This window comes from Geobacter sp. FeAm09 (assembly GCF_008330225.1).
Lineage (GTDB): Bacteria > Desulfobacterota > Desulfuromonadia > Geobacterales > Pseudopelobacteraceae > Oryzomonas.
On sequence record NZ_CP042466.1, the window covers coordinates 268,538 to 287,912 of the forward strand.

Here is a 19,375-nt window from a genome sequence, read left to right on the forward strand (position 1 = left end):
GCGCCTCCTTTGTGTGGTGGTCAGAGCCGGGCGGCGCTGCCGCATGCCTCATCGGCGGCTGCGGCGGGATAGACGGATATGCCCGCACGTGCCGGGGCCGGGGTGAAGGGAAAGACGTGGGAAAGACGGCGGGCCGTCGCAACGGTGGCGCTGCCGGAACTCCCTGTGAGGGGGGAGGGCGTGGAACCAGTTAAAGCCATGATCGGAGGTTGCTCCTTTCACTTGGACTGAAACGTATGAGTGCTCGTGCCGCCAGGACCCGGTGCCGACTGCCCGCCCGCCGGCCACCGCTTGGGGCGCCCGCCGCAGAATACGTGGGTATCCTAACACGGGCAGGAGCGTGTATTGCCTGTTGTCTGCGGCGGGTTGCATGAATTTAACCCGGCGGCGGCCACTCCGCCGAGTTAACGATCAACGCTTTTCAACGGGGGTGCCTGAGGCCGCAATCTCGGCGACCACCAGTTCGGCCAGTCCCGGAAGCTTGCCGGCCAGCAGGGGCGACAGCTCGGCTCCCGTGTCATAGGTAGTGGGGATGATGCCGAACAGGGTGATCTTCTTGGGGCAGCGATCGCGGATCTCGGAGAGTGCCAGCACCTCCTGGATGCCGATCTGGTGGGGCGACATCTTGATGGGCAGCTTGCCCAGCATAAAGTCGTCCTTCTCGTAGCGATAGACGTCTCCCGGCTCGCCCTTGGCCTCGATGGTATCCACCAGAAAGACCTGGTCGGCGTCCTCCAGCATATGGGAGACCATGATGCCGAGGGTACCGCCGTCGTACAGGGTGACGTCGGCGGGAAAGGTGTAGTGCTTCTGCAGGTACTGAATAAAGTGGACCCCAAAGCCTTCATCGGAGAAGAGCAGGTTGCCGGCGCCGAAGATAAGAGTTTTCATCGTAGTGTCCTTTTCCATCACTAAAAGGTCGCAGCAATCCACCGGGGGGTGTGCGCGCGGGCCATGCCGGCACGCACCACCTTACGGCAGCCCGCCAAAGACACAAAGAGCACAAAGGGAACTGACAACAGGAACATGTGACTCGGTTGCTCTAAGTCTCTTCACTGTTGTCAGCGCCCATTGTGCTTTTGTTGTGAGAGTTGCTCTGTAGCTGCTACATTACCTTGACGTTCGTGATCTCTTTCCCTTCCGGATCGATGGTATGCACCGCGCAGGCGATGCAGGGGTCGAAGGAGTGGATGGTCCGCAGCACTTCCAGCGGCTTGTCGGCCTGTGCCACGGGGTTGCCGACCAGGGACGCTTCGTACGGGCCGAGCACGCCCTTGTCGTCGCGCGGCGAGGCGTTCCAGGTGGAGGGAACGACAGCCTGGTAGTTCTTGATCTTGCGGTTTTCGATCACGATCCAGTGGGACAGGGTGCCGCGCGGTGCTTCGTGGAAGCCGACGCCCTTGTATTCCCCCTTGGGGATCTCGGTGGGGTTGGCGTAGACCTTGTCGCCTTTGCCCACGTTTTCCACCAGTTTGTCGAGGAACTCCAGGGAGTAGTCGGCCATCAGGTGGGCGCGGATGGCGCGGGCGCCGAGACGGCCCATGGTGGAGTGCAGGTCGTTCACGCCGACGCCGATTTTGGCGCAGCTTGCGTCAACCAGCTTCCGGACCTTTTCGTTGCCGCCGGCATAGGCGGCAAACAGTTGTGCCGGCGGACCGACCTGGACCGGTTTGCCGTCCAGGCGGGGAGCCTTGCACCAGGTGTATTTGCCGTTGTCCTGGAATTCGGTGTAGCTCGGTTTGGTTTCGCCGTCCCAGGGGTGCAGGGTGCCGTTTCCTTCGTACCAGGCGTGGGACACGTTTTCCTTGATGTTGGCGATCAGGTCCAGGTCCTGGTGGTTGGTGACGATGCGGGCCTTCTTGATGTCGCCGCCGCTGATGATGGCACCCGGCAGGGCGAACTTGGTGTTCTTGGTGTCTTCGGGCATCTCCGGCACGGCCAGGTAGTTGACCACGCCGCGGCCGTATTTGAACCAGTCCTTGTAGATGGAGGCGATGGCCACCATGTCCGGATAGTAGACCTGCTGGACGAATTCGCGGGTCTCCGCCATCAGGGTCTTCAGGGCGGCGATCTTCTCCATGTTGAGGGTGGCCAGGTTTTCCATGTTGATGGCGGTAGCGACGCCGCCGACGCACAGGTTCTGGATGTGGGGGTTCTTGCCCCCCAGGATGGCAATCGCCTGGGCTGCCTTGCGCTGGTAGTCAAGGGCGCTGAGATAATGGGCAACCGCCATGAGGTTGGCTTCGGGCGGCAGTTTCATGGCCGGGTGGCCCCAGTAGCCGGAGGCGAAGATGCCGAGGCGGCCGGTTTCCACGAAGGATTTCAGCTTCTGCTGGACAGCCTTGAATTCGGTTTCGCTGTTGCCCGGCCAGTTGGAGATGGACTGGGCCAGTTGCGCGGTCTTCTTGGGGTCGGCCTTGAGGGCCGAGACCACATCCACCCAGTCCAGGGCGGACAGGTGGTAGAAGTGGACGATATGGTCCTGCACCGAATGCTGGGCCATGATGATGTTCCTGATGTACTGGGCGTTCAGCGGGACATCGACCTTGAGGGCGTGTTCCACCGAACGGATCGAGGAGATGGCGTGGACCGTGGTGCACACGCCGCAGAAACGCTGGGCGTAGATCCAGGCATCCTGGGGGGGACGGTCTTTCAGGATGGTTTCGATGCCGCGCCACATCTGGGCGGACGACCAGGCGTTGGTGACAACGCCACCGTTTACTTCTGCATCAATTCTCAGGTGACCTTCGATGCGGGTGATCGGGTCAAGGGTAATGCGGGCCATGTATTTCCTCCGTTATCGGTTTTTATGTGTAGAATCCATCAACATGGAACGTGTGTATCTCGGTTTACGCCTTTTCTCCCATGGGGTGGGCCGCCGTGTGCTGATCACGGGTGTGCAGCTTCGGCAGGACCGGCAGTATCTTGACCAGCACCTGGTAGCCCAGAATCTCGAAGGCGACGATGCCGACCGTGATCATCAACTCGGCCAGGGAGGGGAAGTAGTGCCACCCCTTGCCGGGGTTGAAGCCGATCAGGTAGACGTTGAAGCGGTACAGCGCCCCGCCCAGCACGATCAGGGCGGCGGAGCTGAACAGCCAGCGGATGGACTCCCTCCGGCGCTTGCTGAACAGAATCAGGGAACCGCTGGCGATCAGGCAGAACTCGAGCAGGAAGAAGCAGGAGTAGAAGTCGAAGGAAAGCGCCTTGCCCAGTTGCCCGCGCCAGGCCAGGTCGCCGATGACGACGCAGAGCCAGATGACCGTCAGAAAGGGGATGATGCGTGCCAGCCCGGAAAGCTCCTTGGTTTCGAAGGGCCGTTTGAAGGCGTAGCACGAGATGACCGACTCCAGGATGGCGATGGAGTAGCCGATATACATGCAGTTGATCAGAAACAGCAGCGGCAGGAAGCCGGTATGCCACAGCGGGTGCAGCTTGGTCGATGCGATCAGAAGGAGCGAGCCCAGGGACGACTGGTGCATGGTCGGCAGGGTGATGCCCAGGACGATGATGAAGATCAGAACCTTGTCAAGCCGGGGACGGGCCCAGGCCGCCAGTTCCTTGACCTTGTCGAGCCGGTCGCCGATCCGTTCGGGGCGTTCCATGCCGAGACGGCCGTAGATCAGATCCAGCATATGCTGCAAGGTCTTCCATTCGGTTTTTTCCAGCGTCGTCAGGATGGCGGGCAGGAACTCCATGATCAGAACCGTGGTGTAGGCCATGACGCAGACGGCGACTTCGAACATGGCGGAGTTTACCTGCCATTTGGACGGAACGAAGAAGTTGTAGGCGTTCCAGGGACGTCCCACGTCCACCATGACCGAAAAGCCGGCCAGCCCGTATCCGAACATACTGGTCAGGATGGCGGAACGGATCATGGGGTGGTAGTGCATGCGGTTGCGGATGTAGATCAGGATCGCCATGGCGTAGCCGCCGCAGGCGATGGCCGTGCCGGTGGCGACGTCGTAGGTGATCCAGATGCCCCAGGGGTAGCCGTCGCTCATGTTGGATACGGCGCCGATCCCCTTGATGAAACGGAGTGCGATCAGGGCGAACCCGATCAGGGTCAGGGTCAGAAGAACTATGAACGAGGGGGTCAAGATCTTCGCTTCATGTACCTGGTACTCATCGTGTCCCATCAGTGATGGCCCCCCTTGTCGGTATTGGTGTCATGCCCGCCCTCTTCGCCGCCGTGTTTCTTCATGTTTTTCAACGCGATGAAGCAGAGCGTGCTGTAGAGCGCCACCGGGGCGATGAAACCCTTGTAGATGGTGTGCTGGATCTTTTCCGAAAATTCGGCGGGCGCCGCATCCTTGAGCGTCGGCAGGCCCAGTTTGTTGAACTGCATGCTGGCGAGATAGATGTGGTTGGTGCCGCCGAGTTCGTTTGCGCCATAAATGTGGTTGATGTACTTGCCCGGATTCTCCCGCAGCCGTTTTTCCGCCTCTTCCAGGAGGTCCTTGCGTTTGCCGAACATGATCGCACCGGCCGGACAGACTTCGGCGCAGGCGCTGATGCCTTTCTTCGGCAGGTTGGTGTTCTTGCACAGGTCGCATTTGACGATCTGGGGGAGTGCGCGGTCCCACTGGAACTTGGGGATGTTGAAGGCGCAGGCCACCTGACAGTAGCGGCAGCCGATACAGGTATTCTTGTTGTAGTCCACGATGCCGGTTTCCGGGTCGCGCGTCATGGCGGCAACCGGGCAGACCGAAACGCAGGACGGCTTCTGGCAGTGCATGCAGGAGTATTTGACGTAGGACCACTCCTGTTCGGACTGCTTGAAGAGCTTGATCAGGGTGCGGGTGCTGCCCGACAGGTCTTCGGGGGCATCCCACAGACCGTCGGTATCGAATTTGGCGCGCTCGTAGGAGAGGCTGCCGTAATCGCCGTTAACCCGCTTGCAGGCGGACATGCAGGCCTTGCAGCCGACGCACTTGGTGGCGTCGTACAGCATGCCGATGGTTTCATTGTTGATCTTGTGCCCCTCATTGGCCTTTGCCTGTTTGCCGGCCAAGAGGGCTGCGCCGGTGGCGCCCATGATCTTGAGGAACTGGCGTCTACTCGGTTTTCCCATGGTCATCTCCCTTCTCCGGACCGTCCGGCAGCTTCTTGGCCATCATGACACCCGCACCGATGGCGGCGCCGGCAGCAAGACCGATGACGCCGGTGGTCAGAGGATCAGGACCCTTGCCTTTTTCCTTCAGGTCGATCGGAGCATAACTATCGAACGGCGTCGGCTCGTGAATCTGAACCTTGTCGGCGATGGCGGTTTTGAAAAGCAGGTCCGGCTCGGTGCAGCCGATGCAGGGGTGCCCCACGGAAACCGGCCAGACCGCCACATCGTTGAAGCGCAGCACGGAACAGTTGGCATAGGTGGCCGGTCCCTTGCAGCCCAGCTTGTAGAGGCAGTACCCCTGGCTGTGCCCCTCGTCGCCGTAGGCGCGGGCGAAACGGCCGGCGTCGAAATGGGGGCGGCGTTCGCAGTGCTCGTGGATGCGGCGGCCGAAAGCAAATTTGGGGCGGCCCATCTGATCCAGTTCGGGCAGCTTTTTGAACGTTACGTAGTAGAGAACGGTCGAAAGGAAGTTGTAAGGGTTGGGCGGGCAGCCGGGGATGTTGATGATCGGCTTGTCCTTGACGATGTCGCGTACCCCTACGGCTCCGGTGGGGTTGGGGCCGACGGAAGGGATGCCGCCGTAACTGGCGCAGGTACCCATGGAGATGATGGCGGCAGCGCCCTCGGCGGCATGTTTCAGGGTATCCAGGGACGTTTTGCCGGAGACCTTGCAGTAGATGCCGTTGTCTTTGGTGGGGATGGCGCCTTCAACGACCAGGATATAATTCCCTTTGTTGGCCAGCATGGAGTCGTGGAGGGACTTTTCGGCCTGATGTCCCGAGCCGACCATGAGGGTCTCATGGTAGTCCAGGGAGATCATGTCGAGGATCAGGCTGGAGACGGTCGGATGCGTCGAACGCAGCAGCGATTCCGAGCAACCGGTACACTCTTGGAAATGGAGCCAGATTACTGCAGGCCTGTTGTCGCTCTTCTGGGCCGCTTGGGCAACTTTGGTAACCATCCCGTAGGGAAGCCCCAGCATGGCTGATACGGTCATGCAGGTCTTCATGAAGTCTCGACGGGTAACGCCGGGGAAAAGGCCCTCTTTTGTCATTGCATCCTCCGCTGTCATGTACTTGAGTATGTGGCTGGTTAAAAACCTTGTAGTATACGGCAACAGGCGTGCCAATCTTGCTTTTTGGGGCTATTTGTTACAACTATGTATAATTGCAGGATTTGTTGCGTTTACGGTCAGGCGGGTGAGCGTCAAAACAAAACAACGGTTGCGTCTTTTTGTCTCATGATGTATCTTTTTGTCCAGGCAGACCCCTCCTGCCCCCCTCTGTTTTCACGAGGGGAAAAACAGACCCTCCATCAAATATAACCAAGAGATTGCGAGCGTGTCTGCCCGCCGGTCTCCCAGGGGACCAGAGGAGGAGTGGTGCCACCGGTGTGAATAAGGAGCATGTCCTATGCCAACTGTGTTTGTTTGTGATGACGAAGCGGATATCCTCCGCTATCTTGATAAGCTCCTGAGTGCCAACGGTTATCAGGTGGAAACCTTTCTGCGCGGCAACGAGCTTCTGAAGCGGGTAAAGGCCCCGGATGCCCCGGAGTGCGACGTGATCCTCCAGGATGTGCGCATGCCCGACATGGACGGCCTCCAGGTCCTCAAGCACCTGCGCAACGAACGCCCGGAAGTTCCGGTGGTCATCATGACGGCCCACGGCACGATCGACGATGCGGTTCAGGCCATCAAGCTGGGGGCCTACGACTATATCACCAAACCGTTTCCCAAAGAGAAGCTGCTGACGGTACTGGACCGGATGCTCGACCATCACCGGCTGGCCAATGAGAACCTCCTGCTGCGCAAGGAGCTGCAGCGGGGAACCGGCCGTTCCGAAACAATGGTTTTCCGGAGCGCCCGCTTTCGCGAGGTGTACGACCTTACCCTCCAGGTCGCCTCCAGCGATGCCAACATCCTGGTCCTGGGAGAATCGGGCACCGGCAAGGAACTGATCGCCAGCACCATCCACGCCAACAGCCCGCGCGCCGGCAAACCGTACGTCTCCCTCAACTGCGCCGCCCTCTCGGATACCCTCTTGGAAAGCCAGCTCTTCGGGCACGTGCGCGGTGCCTTTACCGGTGCCGTGATCAACCAGAAGGGGCTGGTGGAGGAGGCGGACGGCGGGACGCTCTTTCTCGACGAGATCGGCGACGTCAGCCCGACGGTGCAGGCCAAGCTGCTGCGGGTCATCCAGGAAAAGGATTTCATCGCCGTCGGCTCGACCCGCCCCCGCAAGGTGGATGTGCGCTTTGTCGCCGCCACCAACAAGGACCTGGCCAACGAGGTCCGGGACGGCCGTTTCCGCGAGGATCTCTATTACCGCCTGAACGTCATCACCATCAATCTCCCCTCCCTGCGCGAGCGGCGCGAGGACATCGAGCCGCTCGCGCGCCACTTCCTGGAGATCTACACCACCAAGATGAAGAAAGAGGTGCACGATTTCGAGGACGAGGCCCTGGCCATGCTGCGGGACTACGACTGGCCCGGCAACGTGCGCGAGTTGGAGAACGTCATGGAGCGCGCCGTGATCCTGGCCCGCTCCAAGGCCATCACCGCCGCCCTGCTCCCCATCGGGCGGCGGCGCGAAACCGCGGCCGTCCCCCACGGGGCGGCCCCCTGGTGGCGCTGGACGAGGTGGAGCGGCAGCATATCAAGGCGGTCTTGAAGCGCACCGGTTTTCACAAGAGCCGCACGGCCGAGATCCTCGGCATCTCGCGCAAGACCCTGGACCGCAAGATCGTCGAATTCGGCCTCAATATCGGCCGGGCCGAGTAATGGCGGAGAGCGGTCCCCCGGGGCGTGAGACGGCATGAAATTCCTGCGGACCTCCATACGCTTCAAGCTGACGGTGGGCACCATGGTGCCGCTGATGGCGGCCATCGCCGCCTGCTGGGTCATCGGTTCCTCGATCATCATCACGCGCTTCATCAGCGAGGCGCAGCAGACGGTGGAGAGCAATCTCAGCTCGGCCAACGAGATCTTCCTGGGGGAACTGGCGCGCCTGAGCGACGTCATCCGGCTGGCCGGCCTCTCCCCGGAGCTGTCGGCCGCCCTGCGCGACAACAGGAATCTGCCGGCCGCCATCCCGCTCCAGTCCATACTCAGGAACGACCGTCTCAGCTTCCTGACCCTGGTGGACCGCTACGGTTTTGTCCGCTACCGGGCCGCCAACCCCGGCAGCACGGGCGATACGCTCCGTTCGGAGAAGATCGTCGCCGATGCCGCCAAGGGGATCGTCTGCAGCGGCATCTCCCAGTTGCGGCCCGAGCAGGTTGTCCGTGAAAATCCCCAGCTGCCCTCGCTGATGAATATCCCCCTCAAGCCGACCCCCCTTGCCAGGATCTATACGAAACAGGTGGAAAACCGCGGGCTGTTCCTGGTGGCCGCCGCCCCGGTCATCGCAGCCGACGGCACCGTTGCCGGCGTGATCTACGGGGGCATGCTGCTCAATGGCGAAAACAGGCTCGTCGACCGCATCACGCGGGTCATTTTCCAGCCCCGGGAAAACGCCGGCCAGCCGGCGGGCAGCGCGACGATATTCCTGGATGACGTGCGCATCGCCACCAGCGTGATGGACGAGCGGGGCGAGCGGGCCGCCGGAAGCACCATGTCCGCCGAGGTGTACAACGCCGTCAGCCGGGGGGAAAAATGGAACGGCAAGGCATTCGTTGTGGACAGGTGGAACTTCACCGCCTACGAGCCGCTCAGGGATTACCGGGGAGCCGTGGTCGGCGCGCTCTATGTGGGGATGCCGGAACAGCCCTATGCAGAGCTGCGTTCCCAGATCAACATGATCTTTTCCGGTGTTCTGATCTTCGTTACCCTGTTCGGCGTCCCGCTTTCCGCCTGGCTCGGCTCCAACATGGCCCGGCCGATCAAGGCGCTGGAAGAGGGGGCCCGGAGGATCGCCGCCGGCGAGCAGCAGTCCGACATCACGGTGGACAGCCATGACGAGATCGCCTCGCTGGCCGGCGAGTTCAACATCATGAAGCTCCGCCTGAAGGAACGGGAGCGGGAGATCCTGTCCCTCAACCACACCCTGGAAGAAAAGGTGACGGAACGCACCACCCAGCTGGAGGAAAAGAACGAGCAGCTGCTGCTCGCCCAAAAGGAACTGGCCCAGGCGGAACGCCTGGCGGCCATCGGACTCCTGGCTTCCGGCGTGGCCCACGAGATCAACAATCCCCTGGCCATCATCCGGGGCAACGTGGAACTGTTGGAGATGGGCAACGGTGCCGGCGATCACGGCCCCGAAGAGCTGGACACCATCATGCGCCAGGTGGCGCGGATCGAGCGGATCGTCAAAAACCTGCGGACCTTCTCGCGCAGCAGCGCCAAGCAACTGAGCCGTTTTTCCCTGGCGGAGGTCCTGGAGGACATCCTGGACCAGGTGGGGCACCAGGTGCTGCTCGATCCCTATACCGTCACCCGGCATTACCGCGGCAAGAAGATCATGATCGAGGCGGACGAAGACCAGTTGCGGCAGGTCTTCACCAACCTGATCGTGAACGGACTGCAGGCCATGGACGGGGGGGGGACGCTCTTCGTGGACATCGGCGCCGACCCGGAGGCGGGGCTGTGCCGGGTAGCGGTTGCGGATACCGGGCCCGGCATCAGCGAAGAGCAGGTGGAGAAACTGTTCACCCCCTTCTATACCACCAAGCCCCATGGGACCGGCCTGGGGCTGGCGGTGTCCTACGGCATCGTCAGGGACCACGGCGGCGAGATCGAGGTGTTGAGCGAGCCGGGTCAGGGCACGATCTTCAGCGTCATCCTGCCGCTCACACAACCCCACGAAGAGCCTGCGGCACAGGGGTAAAGACATCATCGCACAAGGAGCGCCATCCCATGCATGACCTGTTACCGGACGGAGAAGAACTGCGGCGCGCCATCAAGTGGATCGCCGGCCACCTCCAGGAAAATCCCGGCCAGCCCGTAGGACCGCTCGTCCAGGAGGCGGTCTTCAAATTCGACCTCTCCCCCCGGGATGCCGATTTTCTGATCGACTTCTACCGCAAGGCAAAAGAGGCACAGTAGCGGGCGGGGACCCGCCGGAGGAGACTGACATGCAGGAGATCCTGCCCGTGCTCGGCATTTCGGGCGCCATTGCCATCGGCGCAATGAGCCCCGGCCCGAGCTTTTTGATGGTTGCCCGCACCGCCGTGGCCGCTTCGCGTCCTGCCGGCCTGGCGGCCGCCCTGGGCATGGGGGTAGGCGGCGCCCTGTTCGCCGTTGCCGCCCTGGCGGGCCTCCAGGCGGTTTTTGCGGCGGTGCCCGGTCTGTATCTGGCATTGAAGGTCGTGGGTGGGCTCTATCTCGTCTACCTGGGGCAGCGGATCTGGCGGGGGGCCGGCCAGCCGCTTGCGCTCCGGCCGGAAACCGCCGAATCCGCACAACAGGGCGCCGGGCGCGCTTTCCTCTTGGCCTTGGGCACCCAGGTCAGCAACCCGAAGGCGGCGATCGTGTATGGGAGCGTCTTTGCCGCGTTCCTGCCCCGGGATTTTCCGTTGTTCCTCGCCGTGATCACGGTGGCGGTCATCTTCATGATCGAGGCGGGCTGGTACGCTCTGGTTGCCCTCGTCCTTTCGGCCGCCGGCCCGCGCGCGGCCTACCTGCGGTACAAAGTCTGGATAGACCGCTCGGCGGGCGGCGTCATGGCCGTTCTGGGAATCAAGCTGGTCGCCTCCGCCCGCCAGGTTTAGCGTCCGGTGCGGCTGCTCATCGGCCCGCCCCCTATCCCACCGTCTTTTTGAAGCGCCCCACCGCCACCATGAGCACCACGACGCCGATGGCCCCCAGGGCCGCCAACTCCCGCCAGAGCACCTCGATCCCCACCCCCTTGAGAAAGATGGAACGCAGGATGATCATATAATAGCGCAGGGGATTGACCAGGGTGATATACTGCACCGCAACCGGCATGTTCTCGATGGGGAAGGAGAAACCGGAGAGCAGCATGCAGGGAAAGATGACGAAGAAGGCGGTCATCATGGCCTGCTGCTGGGTGCTGCTGACGGTGGAGATCAAGAGCCCGGCTCCCAGGGAACTCATGAGGAACAGGCCGGTGCAGAAGGCCAGAAGCCCCAGGCTCCCCCGGATGGGGATGTCGAACCAGCGCACCGCCACGAAGGCCACGATGATCACATTGGCGTAGCCCATGAGGATGAAGGGGATCGTCTTGCCGAGGATGAACTCCCCTTTGGTGATGGGGGTGACCACCACCTGCTCGATGGTGCCGATCTCCTTCTCCCGCACCACGGCCATGCTGGAGAGGAGCATGGTCACCACCATCACCAGCATGGCGATGACCGCCGGCACGAAATAGACCCGGCTCTCCAGGTTGGGGTTGAACCAGGCCCGGGAGCGGAGCGTCACCCCCTCCGGCGGGACGACAACCCCGGTGCGGGCCAGCCGGCCGGCCAGTTCCTCGGCATTGTAGGCGCCGATGATCGAGGAGGCGTAGCCCAGCACGATCCCGGCCGAGTTGGCATCGCTGCCGTCCAGGATCAGGGCCAGGGGGGCCGCGCCCTCCTTTTTCAGCCGCCCCTGGAAACCGTGGTCGAAGACCAGGGCCGCCCGTATCCGGCCCCGGTCCAGGAGGTAGCGGATACGGCGCTCGTCCGCGACCCGCTCGGTGATGTCGAAGTACCCGGAGCGTTGGAACCGTTCCACGATCGCCCGGCTCTCGCGGCTGTTGTCCCGGTCCAGTATGGCGGTGCGGCTGTTGCGCACGTCGGTGTTGACCGCATAGCCGAAGACCACTACCTGGAACACCGGGAAGACGAAGATCACGAACCGGGTGCGCGGGTCCCGCAGCACCTGGATGAACTCCTTTATGAGCATGGCTTTCAGCCGTTCGAACATGCGACGTTCCCTTGCAGGTTGTTGAAAAACAGCCACCTCGCCGCATCCTCGAAAACCACTTCGTGCGACGTAGCGCTGCTACGCCTCCTCGTGGTTTTCTGCGGGTGTGGCGATCTGACTATTTTTGAACAACCTGAAAAATGAACCGATCTTTCTCCTAAAGATTCTCAACGCCAGCGTCTCTCATCCCACAACTTTTTCAATCGATCTTCTTCCTGAACTTCTTCACCGCCAACGCCAGCACCGCCGCGCCGAAGAGGGCCAGCACCAGCACCTGGGGTGCCAACTCCCCCAGGCCCGCGTCCTTGAGATAGATGCCGCGCAGGATGTGGACGAAATGGCGCGCCGTGACCACGTTGGTGACGACCTGGATCACCTGGGGCATGTTGTCGATGGGGAACATGAACCCGGAGAGCAGGAAAGCCGGCAGCATGGTGGTTACCAGGGCGAACTGGCTGGCCAGGAGCTGGCTCTTGACCAGGATGCTGATCAGGATCCCCAGGGCCAGCGCCCCCACCAGGAAGACCAGCGACAGGGCGAACAACAGCGCCAGATTCCCCCGGAACGGCACGCCGAAGACAAAGTACCCCACCAGCACGCACAGGACCAGGTCGATGATCCCGATCATGAAGTAGGGGATGAGCTTGCCGGCAACGATCTCCCCGCCGGTGAGCGGCGTGGCGATGAGCTGCTCCATGGTGCCGGTCTCCCATTCCCGCGCCACGGTCAGGGAGGTGAGCAGGGCCGCGATGACCATCATGATCACCGCGATCAGGCCGGGAAATATGTAGTAGCGGGACACCAGGTCGGTGTTGAACCAGACCCGGGGCCGCAGGTCCACCGGCGGCGGCGTGGGCGACCGGCCGGCCCGGCTGAGGCGCTGCACCATGACCCCGGTCGAGAAGGTGCGGGCCACCGTTTCCGCATAGGCCAGCACGAGGGTGGCGGTGTTGGCGTCGCTGCCGTCCAGGATGGCCTGCACCTCGGCCCGGCCGTGTCCTTCCAGGGTGCGGCTGAAGCCCTCCGGCACCACCAGGGCGATAATGGCGCGGCGGCTGTCGATGGCCCGCTCGATCTCCCCGTAGGACGAGGCGCGCTCCACCAGGTGGAAGTAGCGCGATGAGGCGAAGCGGGCGATGAAGTCCCGGCTGGCCACCGTGTCGCTCCGGTCCCAGACCGCCAGTTGGACCTTTTCGATGTCCAGATTGAGGGCGTAGCCGAACAGGAACAGCATCAGCATGGGGATGGCCAGGCCCATGATCAGGCTGCGGGGGTCGCGCAGCAGGTGCAGGCTCTCCTTGCGGGCCACGGCCCAGGTGCGGCGCAGTTTTATGGCGATGGGGCCCGTCATGGGTTCTCTCTTTGCACCCGGCTCGATCCCTCGGCCCGGTCCCGCGCCTCGATCAGGGAAACGAACACATCCTCCAGGGAGGGGAGCACCCGGCGCAGACGCACCTGTTTGGCCAGGGGCGAGGCGGCCAGGGCCGTTTCGGTGGCGGCGCCGTCTTCGGTCACCACGTGGGCGCCGCGGCCGAACAGGGCCGCATGACGCACGCCGGGGAGCCGTTCCAGTTCTTCCAGCAGGTCCTGGGGGCGTTCGCAGGCCGCTTCCAGAACCTCTTCGGCCATATGCCCCTGTTTCAGTTCCGACGGGCTCCCCAGGGCCACCAGCTCCCCCCGGTAGATCATGGCCAGTCGGTCGCAGTATTCGGCCTCGTCCATGTAATGGGTGGTGACGAACACGGTCACGCCGCCGGCGGCCAGGCGGTTGATCAGGTCCCAGAAGGAGCGGCGGCTGATGGGGTCCACCCCCGAGGTCGGCTCGTCCAGGAAGATCACCGGCGGCTCGTGCAGCATGGCGCATCCCAGGGCCAGCCGCTGCTTCCAGCCGCCGGACAACTCGCCCGCCTTGGAGCGGCGCCGCTCTTCCAGGCCGGCCATGGTGATCACCCATTCCGCACGCCGGGCCAGCTTTTCCGCGGGAATACGGTAGATACCGCCGTAGAAGGCGATGTTCTCCTCCACGGTCAGGTCCTCGTACAGGGAGAATTTCTGGCTCATGTAGCCGATGCGCGTCTTGATCTGTTCCGGCTGGCGCATAACGTCGCATCCCGCCACCCGGCCTTCGCCGGCGGAGGGTTCCAGGATGCCGCACAGCATGCGGATGGTGGTGGATTTACCGGCGCCGTTGGGGCCCAAAAAGCCGAAGATCTCACCCTGGGCCACCTCCAGGTCGATGGCGTTGACGGCAATGAAGTCGCCGAAGCGGCGGGTCAGGCCCCGCACCGACACGGCCGGTTCCCCGGTGGGAGGTTGTTGAAAAACAGCCATCTCGCCGCCATCCTCGAACGCCCTTTCGTGCGGCGTAGCGTCCGGCCTTCGCAGCCAAAGCTGCTTCGGCGGAGTAGGCCTGCTACGCCTCCTCAGGGCATTCTGCGGGTGCGACGATCTGGCTATTTTTGAACAACCTGAATTTTCCGAAAACCTGGTAGGGGGGGAAGACGACGGCTCCTGCTGCCTGTCCGCTTCGCCGATCATGGCGACGAAGCAGTCCTCCAGGGACGGTTCGACCGGTTCCAGGGCCTGCAACTCCATGCCGGCGCGCCGGAACAGTTCCCGCACCTCCCGGTCGGAGCGCTCCGGCGTCTCGCTGGTCAGGTGGAGCCGGTCGCCGAACAGAGCGACGCCCAGGTCGGGGCGCTCCCGCCGCAGCATCTGGGCCGCCCCACGCGCATTGGGGGTGACCAGTTCCAGCACGTTCCCGCCGGCCAGATGCCGCAGGGCAACCGGTTTGTCGCAGGCCAAAAGCCGCCCCTTGTGGATCAGGCCGACCCGGTGGCAGCGGTCCGCCTCGTCCAGGTAGGCGGTGGCCACGAAGATGGTCACCCCTTCCCGCAAGAGGCCGTAGAGGATGCGCCAGAAGTCCCGGCGCGAGACCGGATCGACCCCGTTGGTCGGCTCGTCCAGGAACAGGACCTTGGGGGTGTGGATCAGGGCGCAGGCCAGCCCCAGCTTCTGTTTCATGCCGCCGGAAAGGTTGGCGGCCTTGCGGTCACGGAACGGGGCCAGGTTGCTGAAGGCGAGCAGGTGTTCGGTCCGCTCCCGGCGCTCGCGGCGCGCCACGCCGAAGATGTCGGCATAGAACCGGATGTTCTCGGCCACGGTCAGGTCCGGGTACAGGCCGAAGCGCTGGCTCATGTAGCCGATATCGCCCCGGACCGGTTCCAGGTCGCGGCAGGGGCAGCCCAAGACCCGGGCATCGCCGCCGGTCGGGTCCATCACGCCGGTCAGCATGCGGATGGTGGTGGTCTTGCCCGCGCCGTCGGAGCCCACCAGTCCGAACAGTTCGCCGGGGGGCACGGACAGGGTCAGGCCGTCCACGGCGGTCAGACCGCCGAAGCGACGGGTAAGATCGGTGGCTACAATGGCCATGCAGGTTCGCCTTCTTTAACAGATTGTTGAAAAATAGCCATCAGGCCTTCGTCCTCGAAAGCCCTTTTGTGCGGCGTAGCGCCCGGCCTTCGCAGCCAAAGCTGCTTCGGCGGAGTAGGCCTGCCACGCCTCCGCGGGGCCTTCTGCGGGTGCGACGATCTGACTATTTTTGAACAACCTGAGTTTTTCAACAACCTGTCAATAGGGGAAAGGTGTGCGGCAAACAGGCCCGGCGTCAACGGTTGGCCCCCTGGGGTGCGTCCTTCCGGCTTCCGGTCTCGATCACCGCATCGGCCGGCATGCCCGGCTTCAGTTCCATCCTGGGGTTGGCCATGGTGATCTTGATGCGGTAGACCAGCTTGACCCGCTCCTTTTCGGTCTGGACGTTCTTGGGGGTGAACTCCGCCTCGGGCGAGATGAAAGATACGGTTCCCGCAAAGGCCCTGCCCGGCCAGGTATCCACCGTGACCCGCGCCGGCTGCCCCACCTTGACCCGCCCCATCTCGGCTTCCGGGATATAGGCCTTGAGCCAGACTTCGTCCATCTTGCCGATGGTGACCACCGGGGCGCCCACGGCCAGCATCTCCCCCTGCTCGGCGTGTTTTGCCAGGACCAGCCCCGTCAGGGGGGCGGTGAGCATGCTCTGGGAAAGGCGCGTTTCACTCAGGGCCAGCCCGGCCTCGGTGGCTTCTACATGCGACTTTGCCTGTCGCACTGCGTCGGGCCGGGGACCGATGCGCAGCAGCCTTACGCGCTGTTCGGCCTCGCGTACCGCGGCGGCCGAGGCGTCGCGCCCGGCCCGGGCGGCATCCAGGTCTTTCAGGGGGATCACCTCGCGCTTGAAGAGCGCCTCCGACCGGAGGGCATCCTTCCTCAAACGTTCGGCATCGGCCCGCAGCCGCGCCAGGACCGCCTCGGCCTGGGCGATCTCCTCCCGGCGGCTGCCGGCCTGCAGGTCGGCCAGGGCAGCCTGGGCGGCCCGTTTTTCGGCAGCCCGGGCGTTTTTGTCCTCTTTCAGCTCGTCATCCTCCAGGCGCGCTACCAATTGGCCGGCCGTGACCATCTCCCCCTCGTCCACCAGGCGTTGGGCCAGGCGGCCGCCGACCTTGAACGACAGCTCGACCGAGGTGACCTCTATGGTGCCGGAAACCTTGAGCGTATCCGACTCCGCCGGCTGGCGGCGCATGACGAAAAATACCGTCATTGCCACTAGGGCGACAATGACGGCGGCGATAATCATCTTCTTCCCGTGCATCAAAGGCCTCCCCGGGTGTTCAGTTCAATGCCAGACGGGCTGGAAAATCCTTCTGTACCGTCGCCGCAGCGGGATAGAGAGGGCTGCCGCCATCATCAGGGCAGCGGCCATGGCTACGGGGTGGACAACGGCCATGACAACCGGCGTCAGAACCAGCCGTGCCGCCCAGCGCAGGGTTTCGTGGCGGGCAATGACGTCGGCCAGCGGCGGGCTGAGGCGGTAATAGAGCCCCACAAAGGCCCGGCCGGGGGCGTTGGTCAGCAGGTAACGGTCGCGGAACTCGCGAAGTATCCGGACCTGGGGGTGGAGGTAGCTGCCGTAGGCGGCCGTGGCGATGAAGCAGCCGCCCCCGCCACCGCCGGAGGATGTGGCGGGGGGCGTCGAAACCGTCACGCTTGCCACCTGGGAAGCGGGACCAGTGAGCCCCGCCGTCGTGGCGGGCAGTACTGCGTAATAATAGGTGTGGTCGACGACCACGTCGCTGTCGGTAAACGAGGTTGCCGATGTTTCCTTGTAAAGGGCCAGGGAGGTGGAAGAGCTGGACGAGCGGTAGATCCGGTAGCTCGTCGCCCCGGTCACCGCGGCCCATGAGAGGGTAACGGCCGCCGGGGCCGTGGCGGCGGTGGCCGACAGGATGGTCGTTCCCGGCAGGGCGTAGGTGATTTGCGTCCCGTCGCTGCTGAATCCGGCAAAGAGGTTGTCGCTGCCGGTGGTGTTTGCCAAAAGGAGCACGACCTCGGTAGCCGTGCCGAAACCGGGTATGGTTATCACGTTGCTGCCGCTGCCGGGGGTGAACGAGGCGATGCTGCTCCCTGTTTTGCGGAACGCAACCGCCGAAATGCCGGCATCGGCGGTGAGGGTGATGGTCAGTGTGGCCGGCGAGGTTGCCGACGGCACCATGCGGAAGAAAGCGAACGAGTAATGGGGCAGGGTTATGGATGGGGAGGGAACGGAGGTAACCGTCACCGGGTAGGAGGTGAAGGTTCCCGTCATGGTCGGTGTCGGGATCAACCGCACCTCCGACGGGTGGGTGCTCCAGGCGCCGGTGTACAGCTTGCCGGCATACCCGAGGAAATCCGTGGCCAGGCTTGAGCCGCTGGCCTGCAACGAGGTGTCGATTATGGCTGCCATGGGGATATCGCTCTGGCCGGCCGGCGTCGTTGCCGCCAGGCGCTCCCAGATGCCGCGCACCATGCTCTGCCCCCCATGGGCCTCGGCAAGATGTCGGTTGAACAGCCAGCGGCCGTACCCGCCCCCCGTGGTGGTGTCGGCGGCGATGTCGAGGCTCAGGTTCGTGTTCAGCAGTGTCGCGTCGAGATAGGCGTAAAGCTGGTTCACGTTGTCGTACAGTTCATCCTCGTACCAGGTGGAGGTCGCCTCGGCGTACCAGATATCGAAGAAGAAGTTGTAGCCGTACTGGATGGCGTGGTGATACTCGTGGGCCGCGGTGATCTGGAGGCTCTGCAGGGGCGTGTAGACCAGGGGGTGAAAGACCGAACTGGTGAAATCCTTGTCGATCTCGATGTAGCTGCCGTAGGCATAGGCAAAGCCGGTGGCGGGCGACGAAGAGGTCGAGGTGGTCTGCCCGTAGATCCGCAGCGCGGCCAGGCTGCGCAGGTAGATGTGGTACGGGGTGCCCGGCGGCGGGTGGTAGCCGTCGGTGGTCATGTAGACTGCGTAGACGTTCTCGAAGGTGTCGGCCACGGCCTGCACCCAGGATGTGATGGTATACCCGGTGGCCGGTGTCGGGACATCGCTGCCCGATGTGGCATAGTGGATCAGGAAGTGCCCGCCGCTGGAAAGGATGGTCGCCTCGCCCGTCAGCGTCGGCGCGGCCAGTTGTTTGGCCAGGACCTGCCGGGTTGCCGACTCCAGCAGGTTCCAGTCCCGGCTGAGTCCATGTTTGAGCGGCGTCCCGCACTGGACGGCCCCGGCTGTTTCCGTCGCCGTGGACAGGATGGCCTTTTCCAGGGCGCTGCTGCTCTGTTCGTTGAATGCGGCCAGGTAATAGTCGTCAAGCTGTCCGGCCAATCCCGGCAGGGAGAGGCCAAGCACGCAGGCAAACGCCACTGCAAGCCTCGAGAGCGCCATTTTCATCAGTCCACCATCCTTTTGCCCACCCGTACCGCCATGAGCGTCGTTTGATCGTTTTCCACCCGCACTTCACTGGCCAGTGGGCCTTCCCCCACCAGATACCGCCCTGCCGGGAGCACGGCGATGAAATATCCCTGTTCGTCGGCCTGCACCGTCGTCACGACGTTGTTGCCCGCTGAGACCGGCAGGCGCATGGCAGGGGCGGCCAGGTAGCCGGTCCCGCCGGCCAGCTTGCCGCCCGCGCTCTGGATGTAACAGATGCCGGCCACGGCCCCGGTGCCTGCCGGCAGGCGGACCGCCTCGATCTTTGCCTCGGGAGGCGCCACCACCGGGCGGACCCCGGCCCGCACCGCCACGACGCGCTTCCCGCCTGCCGCCTGGCCGGCGACAAAGCCGTTTCCGTCGAAATGGTAATAATTCCAGAGGGCCGCCGGCCGTTTCGAGGCCGCAATGGCCGCACCCCCCAGGAGCAGGCAGACGATCACGGCGGACATGAGGGTGCAAGCGGTGGGCATGGGACGGCTCCGAAAGGGCGGTAATTCCCGAAATCCGTGCTATTGTGCAGTAAGTTGCGGGTGCGAGTCAAACGGAATGAAATCCGACTATCTTT

Annotated in this window: 17 protein-coding genes; 5 read left to right on the plus strand and 12 right to left on the minus strand. The window is 63.4% G+C overall.

All coding sequences use genetic code 11. From position 1 onward, the window contains the following. Positions 1 to 20: 20 nt before the first annotated feature. The 6 genes from FO488_RS01255 to FO488_RS01280 all read right to left on the minus strand — a co-directional run bounded on the left by FO488_RS01255 (position 21) and on the right by FO488_RS01280 (position 6,170). Positions 21 to 200 carry a hypothetical protein gene (locus FO488_RS01255; protein WP_149208867.1) on the minus strand — a complete coding sequence of 60 codons (180 nt, stop codon included), beginning with the start codon at positions 198 to 200 and terminating at the stop codon, positions 21 to 23. Positions 201 to 411: 211 nt separating this feature from the next. Further along, positions 412 to 891 (minus strand): HyaD/HybD family hydrogenase maturation endopeptidase, encoded by a 480-nt coding sequence (locus FO488_RS01260; RefSeq protein ID WP_149208868.1) that lies wholly within the window; start codon positions 889 to 891, stop codon positions 412 to 414. A 214-nt stretch (positions 892 to 1,105) separates the two neighbouring features. After that, positions 1,106 to 2,785 carry a nickel-dependent hydrogenase large subunit gene (locus tag FO488_RS01265; RefSeq protein WP_149208869.1) on the minus strand — a complete coding sequence of 560 codons (1,680 nt, stop codon included), beginning with the start codon at positions 2,783 to 2,785 and terminating at the stop codon, positions 1,106 to 1,108. Positions 2,786 to 2,849: 64 nt separating this feature from the next. Further along, a complete protein-coding gene (gene hybB, locus FO488_RS01270) occupies positions 2,850 to 4,139 on the minus strand; it encodes a Ni/Fe-hydrogenase cytochrome b subunit (RefSeq protein WP_149208870.1) in 1,290 nt (429 codons plus the stop codon). Beyond that, positions 4,139 to 5,074 (minus strand): hydrogenase 2 operon protein HybA, encoded by a 936-nt coding sequence (gene hybA / locus FO488_RS01275; RefSeq protein WP_149208871.1) that lies wholly within the window; start codon positions 5,072 to 5,074, stop codon positions 4,139 to 4,141. Before hybA ends, hybB begins: the two co-directional genes overlap by 1 nt. Beyond that, positions 5,058 to 6,170 carry a hydrogenase small subunit gene (locus FO488_RS01280; protein ID WP_149208872.1) on the minus strand — a complete coding sequence of 371 codons (1,113 nt, stop codon included), beginning with the start codon at positions 6,168 to 6,170 and terminating at the stop codon, positions 5,058 to 5,060. Before FO488_RS01280 ends, hybA begins: the two co-directional genes overlap by 17 nt. 358 nt (positions 6,171 to 6,528) lie before the next feature. On the opposite strand from FO488_RS01280, the gene FO488_RS01285 reads away from it, so the two are divergent. From FO488_RS01285 to FO488_RS01300, 5 genes are read left to right on the plus strand one after another with little or no spacing between them, the layout of a single operon-like run. Continuing rightward, positions 6,529 to 7,788 carry a sigma-54-dependent transcriptional regulator gene (locus FO488_RS01285; protein ID WP_370514304.1) on the plus strand — a complete coding sequence of 420 codons (1,260 nt, stop codon included), beginning with the start codon at positions 6,529 to 6,531 and terminating at the stop codon, positions 7,786 to 7,788. Beyond that, positions 7,743 to 7,898, plus strand: coding sequence for a helix-turn-helix domain-containing protein (locus FO488_RS20545; protein ID WP_370514305.1), 156 nt, complete (start codon positions 7,743 to 7,745; stop codon positions 7,896 to 7,898). The genes FO488_RS01285 and FO488_RS20545 overlap by 46 nt, the downstream gene beginning before the upstream one ends. 34 nt (positions 7,899 to 7,932) lie before the next feature. Beyond that, the gene (locus FO488_RS01290) at positions 7,933 to 9,942 is read left to right on the plus strand and encodes a cache domain-containing protein (protein ID WP_149208873.1); all 2,010 of its coding nucleotides are present in this window, start codon (positions 7,933 to 7,935) and stop codon (positions 9,940 to 9,942) included. 29 nt (positions 9,943 to 9,971) lie between these two features. Continuing rightward, on the plus strand, positions 9,972 to 10,160 hold the full coding sequence (locus FO488_RS01295; protein ID WP_149208874.1) for a hypothetical protein: 189 nt from the start codon (positions 9,972 to 9,974) through the stop codon (positions 10,158 to 10,160). A gap of 29 nt (positions 10,161 to 10,189) precedes the next feature. Then, positions 10,190 to 10,825 carry a LysE family translocator gene (locus tag FO488_RS01300; RefSeq protein WP_149208875.1) on the plus strand — a complete coding sequence of 212 codons (636 nt, stop codon included), beginning with the start codon at positions 10,190 to 10,192 and terminating at the stop codon, positions 10,823 to 10,825. A gap of 31 nt (positions 10,826 to 10,856) precedes the next feature. On the opposite strand, the gene FO488_RS01305 is transcribed toward FO488_RS01300, so the two are convergent. The 6 genes from FO488_RS01305 to FO488_RS01335 all read right to left on the minus strand — a co-directional run bounded on the left by FO488_RS01305 (position 10,857) and on the right by FO488_RS01335 (position 19,280). After that, a complete protein-coding gene (locus tag FO488_RS01305) occupies positions 10,857 to 11,984 on the minus strand; it encodes an ABC transporter permease (RefSeq protein WP_149208876.1) in 1,128 nt (375 codons plus the stop codon). Between the two features lie 199 nt (positions 11,985 to 12,183). Beyond that, positions 12,184 to 13,317, minus strand: a complete 1,134-nt coding sequence (locus FO488_RS01310; protein WP_149212033.1) for an ABC transporter permease — start codon at positions 13,315 to 13,317, stop codon at positions 12,184 to 12,186. A gap of 14 nt (positions 13,318 to 13,331) precedes the next feature. Then, entirely contained in the window at positions 13,332 to 15,416 is a 2,085-nt protein-coding gene (locus FO488_RS20550; RefSeq protein WP_370514306.1) for an ATP-binding cassette domain-containing protein, read from the minus strand. 235 nt (positions 15,417 to 15,651) lie between these two features. Continuing rightward, positions 15,652 to 16,671 (minus strand): efflux RND transporter periplasmic adaptor subunit, encoded by a 1,020-nt coding sequence (locus FO488_RS01325; protein WP_149208877.1) that lies wholly within the window; start codon positions 16,669 to 16,671, stop codon positions 15,652 to 15,654. Between the two features lie 24 nt (positions 16,672 to 16,695). Next, positions 16,696 to 18,768 (minus strand): MXAN_6640 family putative metalloprotease, encoded by a 2,073-nt coding sequence (locus tag FO488_RS19570; protein ID WP_205743322.1) that lies wholly within the window; start codon positions 18,766 to 18,768, stop codon positions 16,696 to 16,698. After that, positions 18,768 to 19,280 (minus strand): hypothetical protein, encoded by a 513-nt coding sequence (locus tag FO488_RS01335; protein ID WP_240732110.1) that lies wholly within the window; start codon positions 19,278 to 19,280, stop codon positions 18,768 to 18,770. The genes FO488_RS19570 and FO488_RS01335 overlap by 1 nt, the downstream gene beginning before the upstream one ends. Between the last annotated feature and the right edge of the window lie 95 nt (positions 19,281 to 19,375).

Excerpts from the sequence above, each read along its gene's own strand:
- FO488_RS01255 (WP_149208867.1), bottom strand. The coding sequence starts at position 200 with ATGGCTTTAACTGGTTCCACGCCCTCCCCCCTCACAGGGAGTTCCGGC.
- FO488_RS01260 (WP_149208868.1), bottom strand. The coding sequence starts at position 891 with ATGAAAACTCTTATCTTCGGCGCCGGCAACCTGCTCTTCTCCGATGAA.
- FO488_RS01265 (WP_149208869.1), bottom strand. The coding sequence starts at position 2,785 with ATGGCCCGCATTACCCTTGACCCGATCACCCGCATCGAAGGTCACCTG.
- hybB (WP_149208870.1), bottom strand. The coding sequence starts at position 4,139 with ATGGGACACGATGAGTACCAGGTACATGAAGCGAAGATCTTGACCCCC.
- hybA (WP_149208871.1), bottom strand. The coding sequence starts at position 5,074 with ATGGGAAAACCGAGTAGACGCCAGTTCCTCAAGATCATGGGCGCCACC.
- FO488_RS01280 (WP_149208872.1), bottom strand. The coding sequence starts at position 6,170 with ATGACAAAAGAGGGCCTTTTCCCCGGCGTTACCCGTCGAGACTTCATG.
- FO488_RS01285 (WP_370514304.1), top strand. The coding sequence starts at position 6,529 with ATGCCAACTGTGTTTGTTTGTGATGACGAAGCGGATATCCTCCGCTAT.
- FO488_RS01290 (WP_149208873.1), top strand. The coding sequence starts at position 7,933 with ATGAAATTCCTGCGGACCTCCATACGCTTCAAGCTGACGGTGGGCACC.
- FO488_RS01295 (WP_149208874.1), top strand. The coding sequence starts at position 9,972 with ATGCATGACCTGTTACCGGACGGAGAAGAACTGCGGCGCGCCATCAAG.
- FO488_RS01300 (WP_149208875.1), top strand. The coding sequence starts at position 10,190 with ATGCAGGAGATCCTGCCCGTGCTCGGCATTTCGGGCGCCATTGCCATC.
- FO488_RS01305 (WP_149208876.1), bottom strand. The coding sequence starts at position 11,984 with ATGTTCGAACGGCTGAAAGCCATGCTCATAAAGGAGTTCATCCAGGTG.
- FO488_RS20550 (WP_370514306.1), bottom strand. The coding sequence starts at position 15,416 with ATGGCCATTGTAGCCACCGATCTTACCCGTCGCTTCGGCGGTCTGACC.
- FO488_RS01325 (WP_149208877.1), bottom strand. The coding sequence starts at position 16,671 with ATGCACGGGAAGAAGATGATTATCGCCGCCGTCATTGTCGCCCTAGTG.
- FO488_RS19570 (WP_205743322.1), bottom strand. The coding sequence starts at position 18,768 with ATGAAAATGGCGCTCTCGAGGCTTGCAGTGGCGTTTGCCTGCGTGCTT.
- FO488_RS01335 (WP_240732110.1), bottom strand. The coding sequence starts at position 19,280 with ATGCCCACCGCTTGCACCCTCATGTCCGCCGTGATCGTCTGCCTGCTC.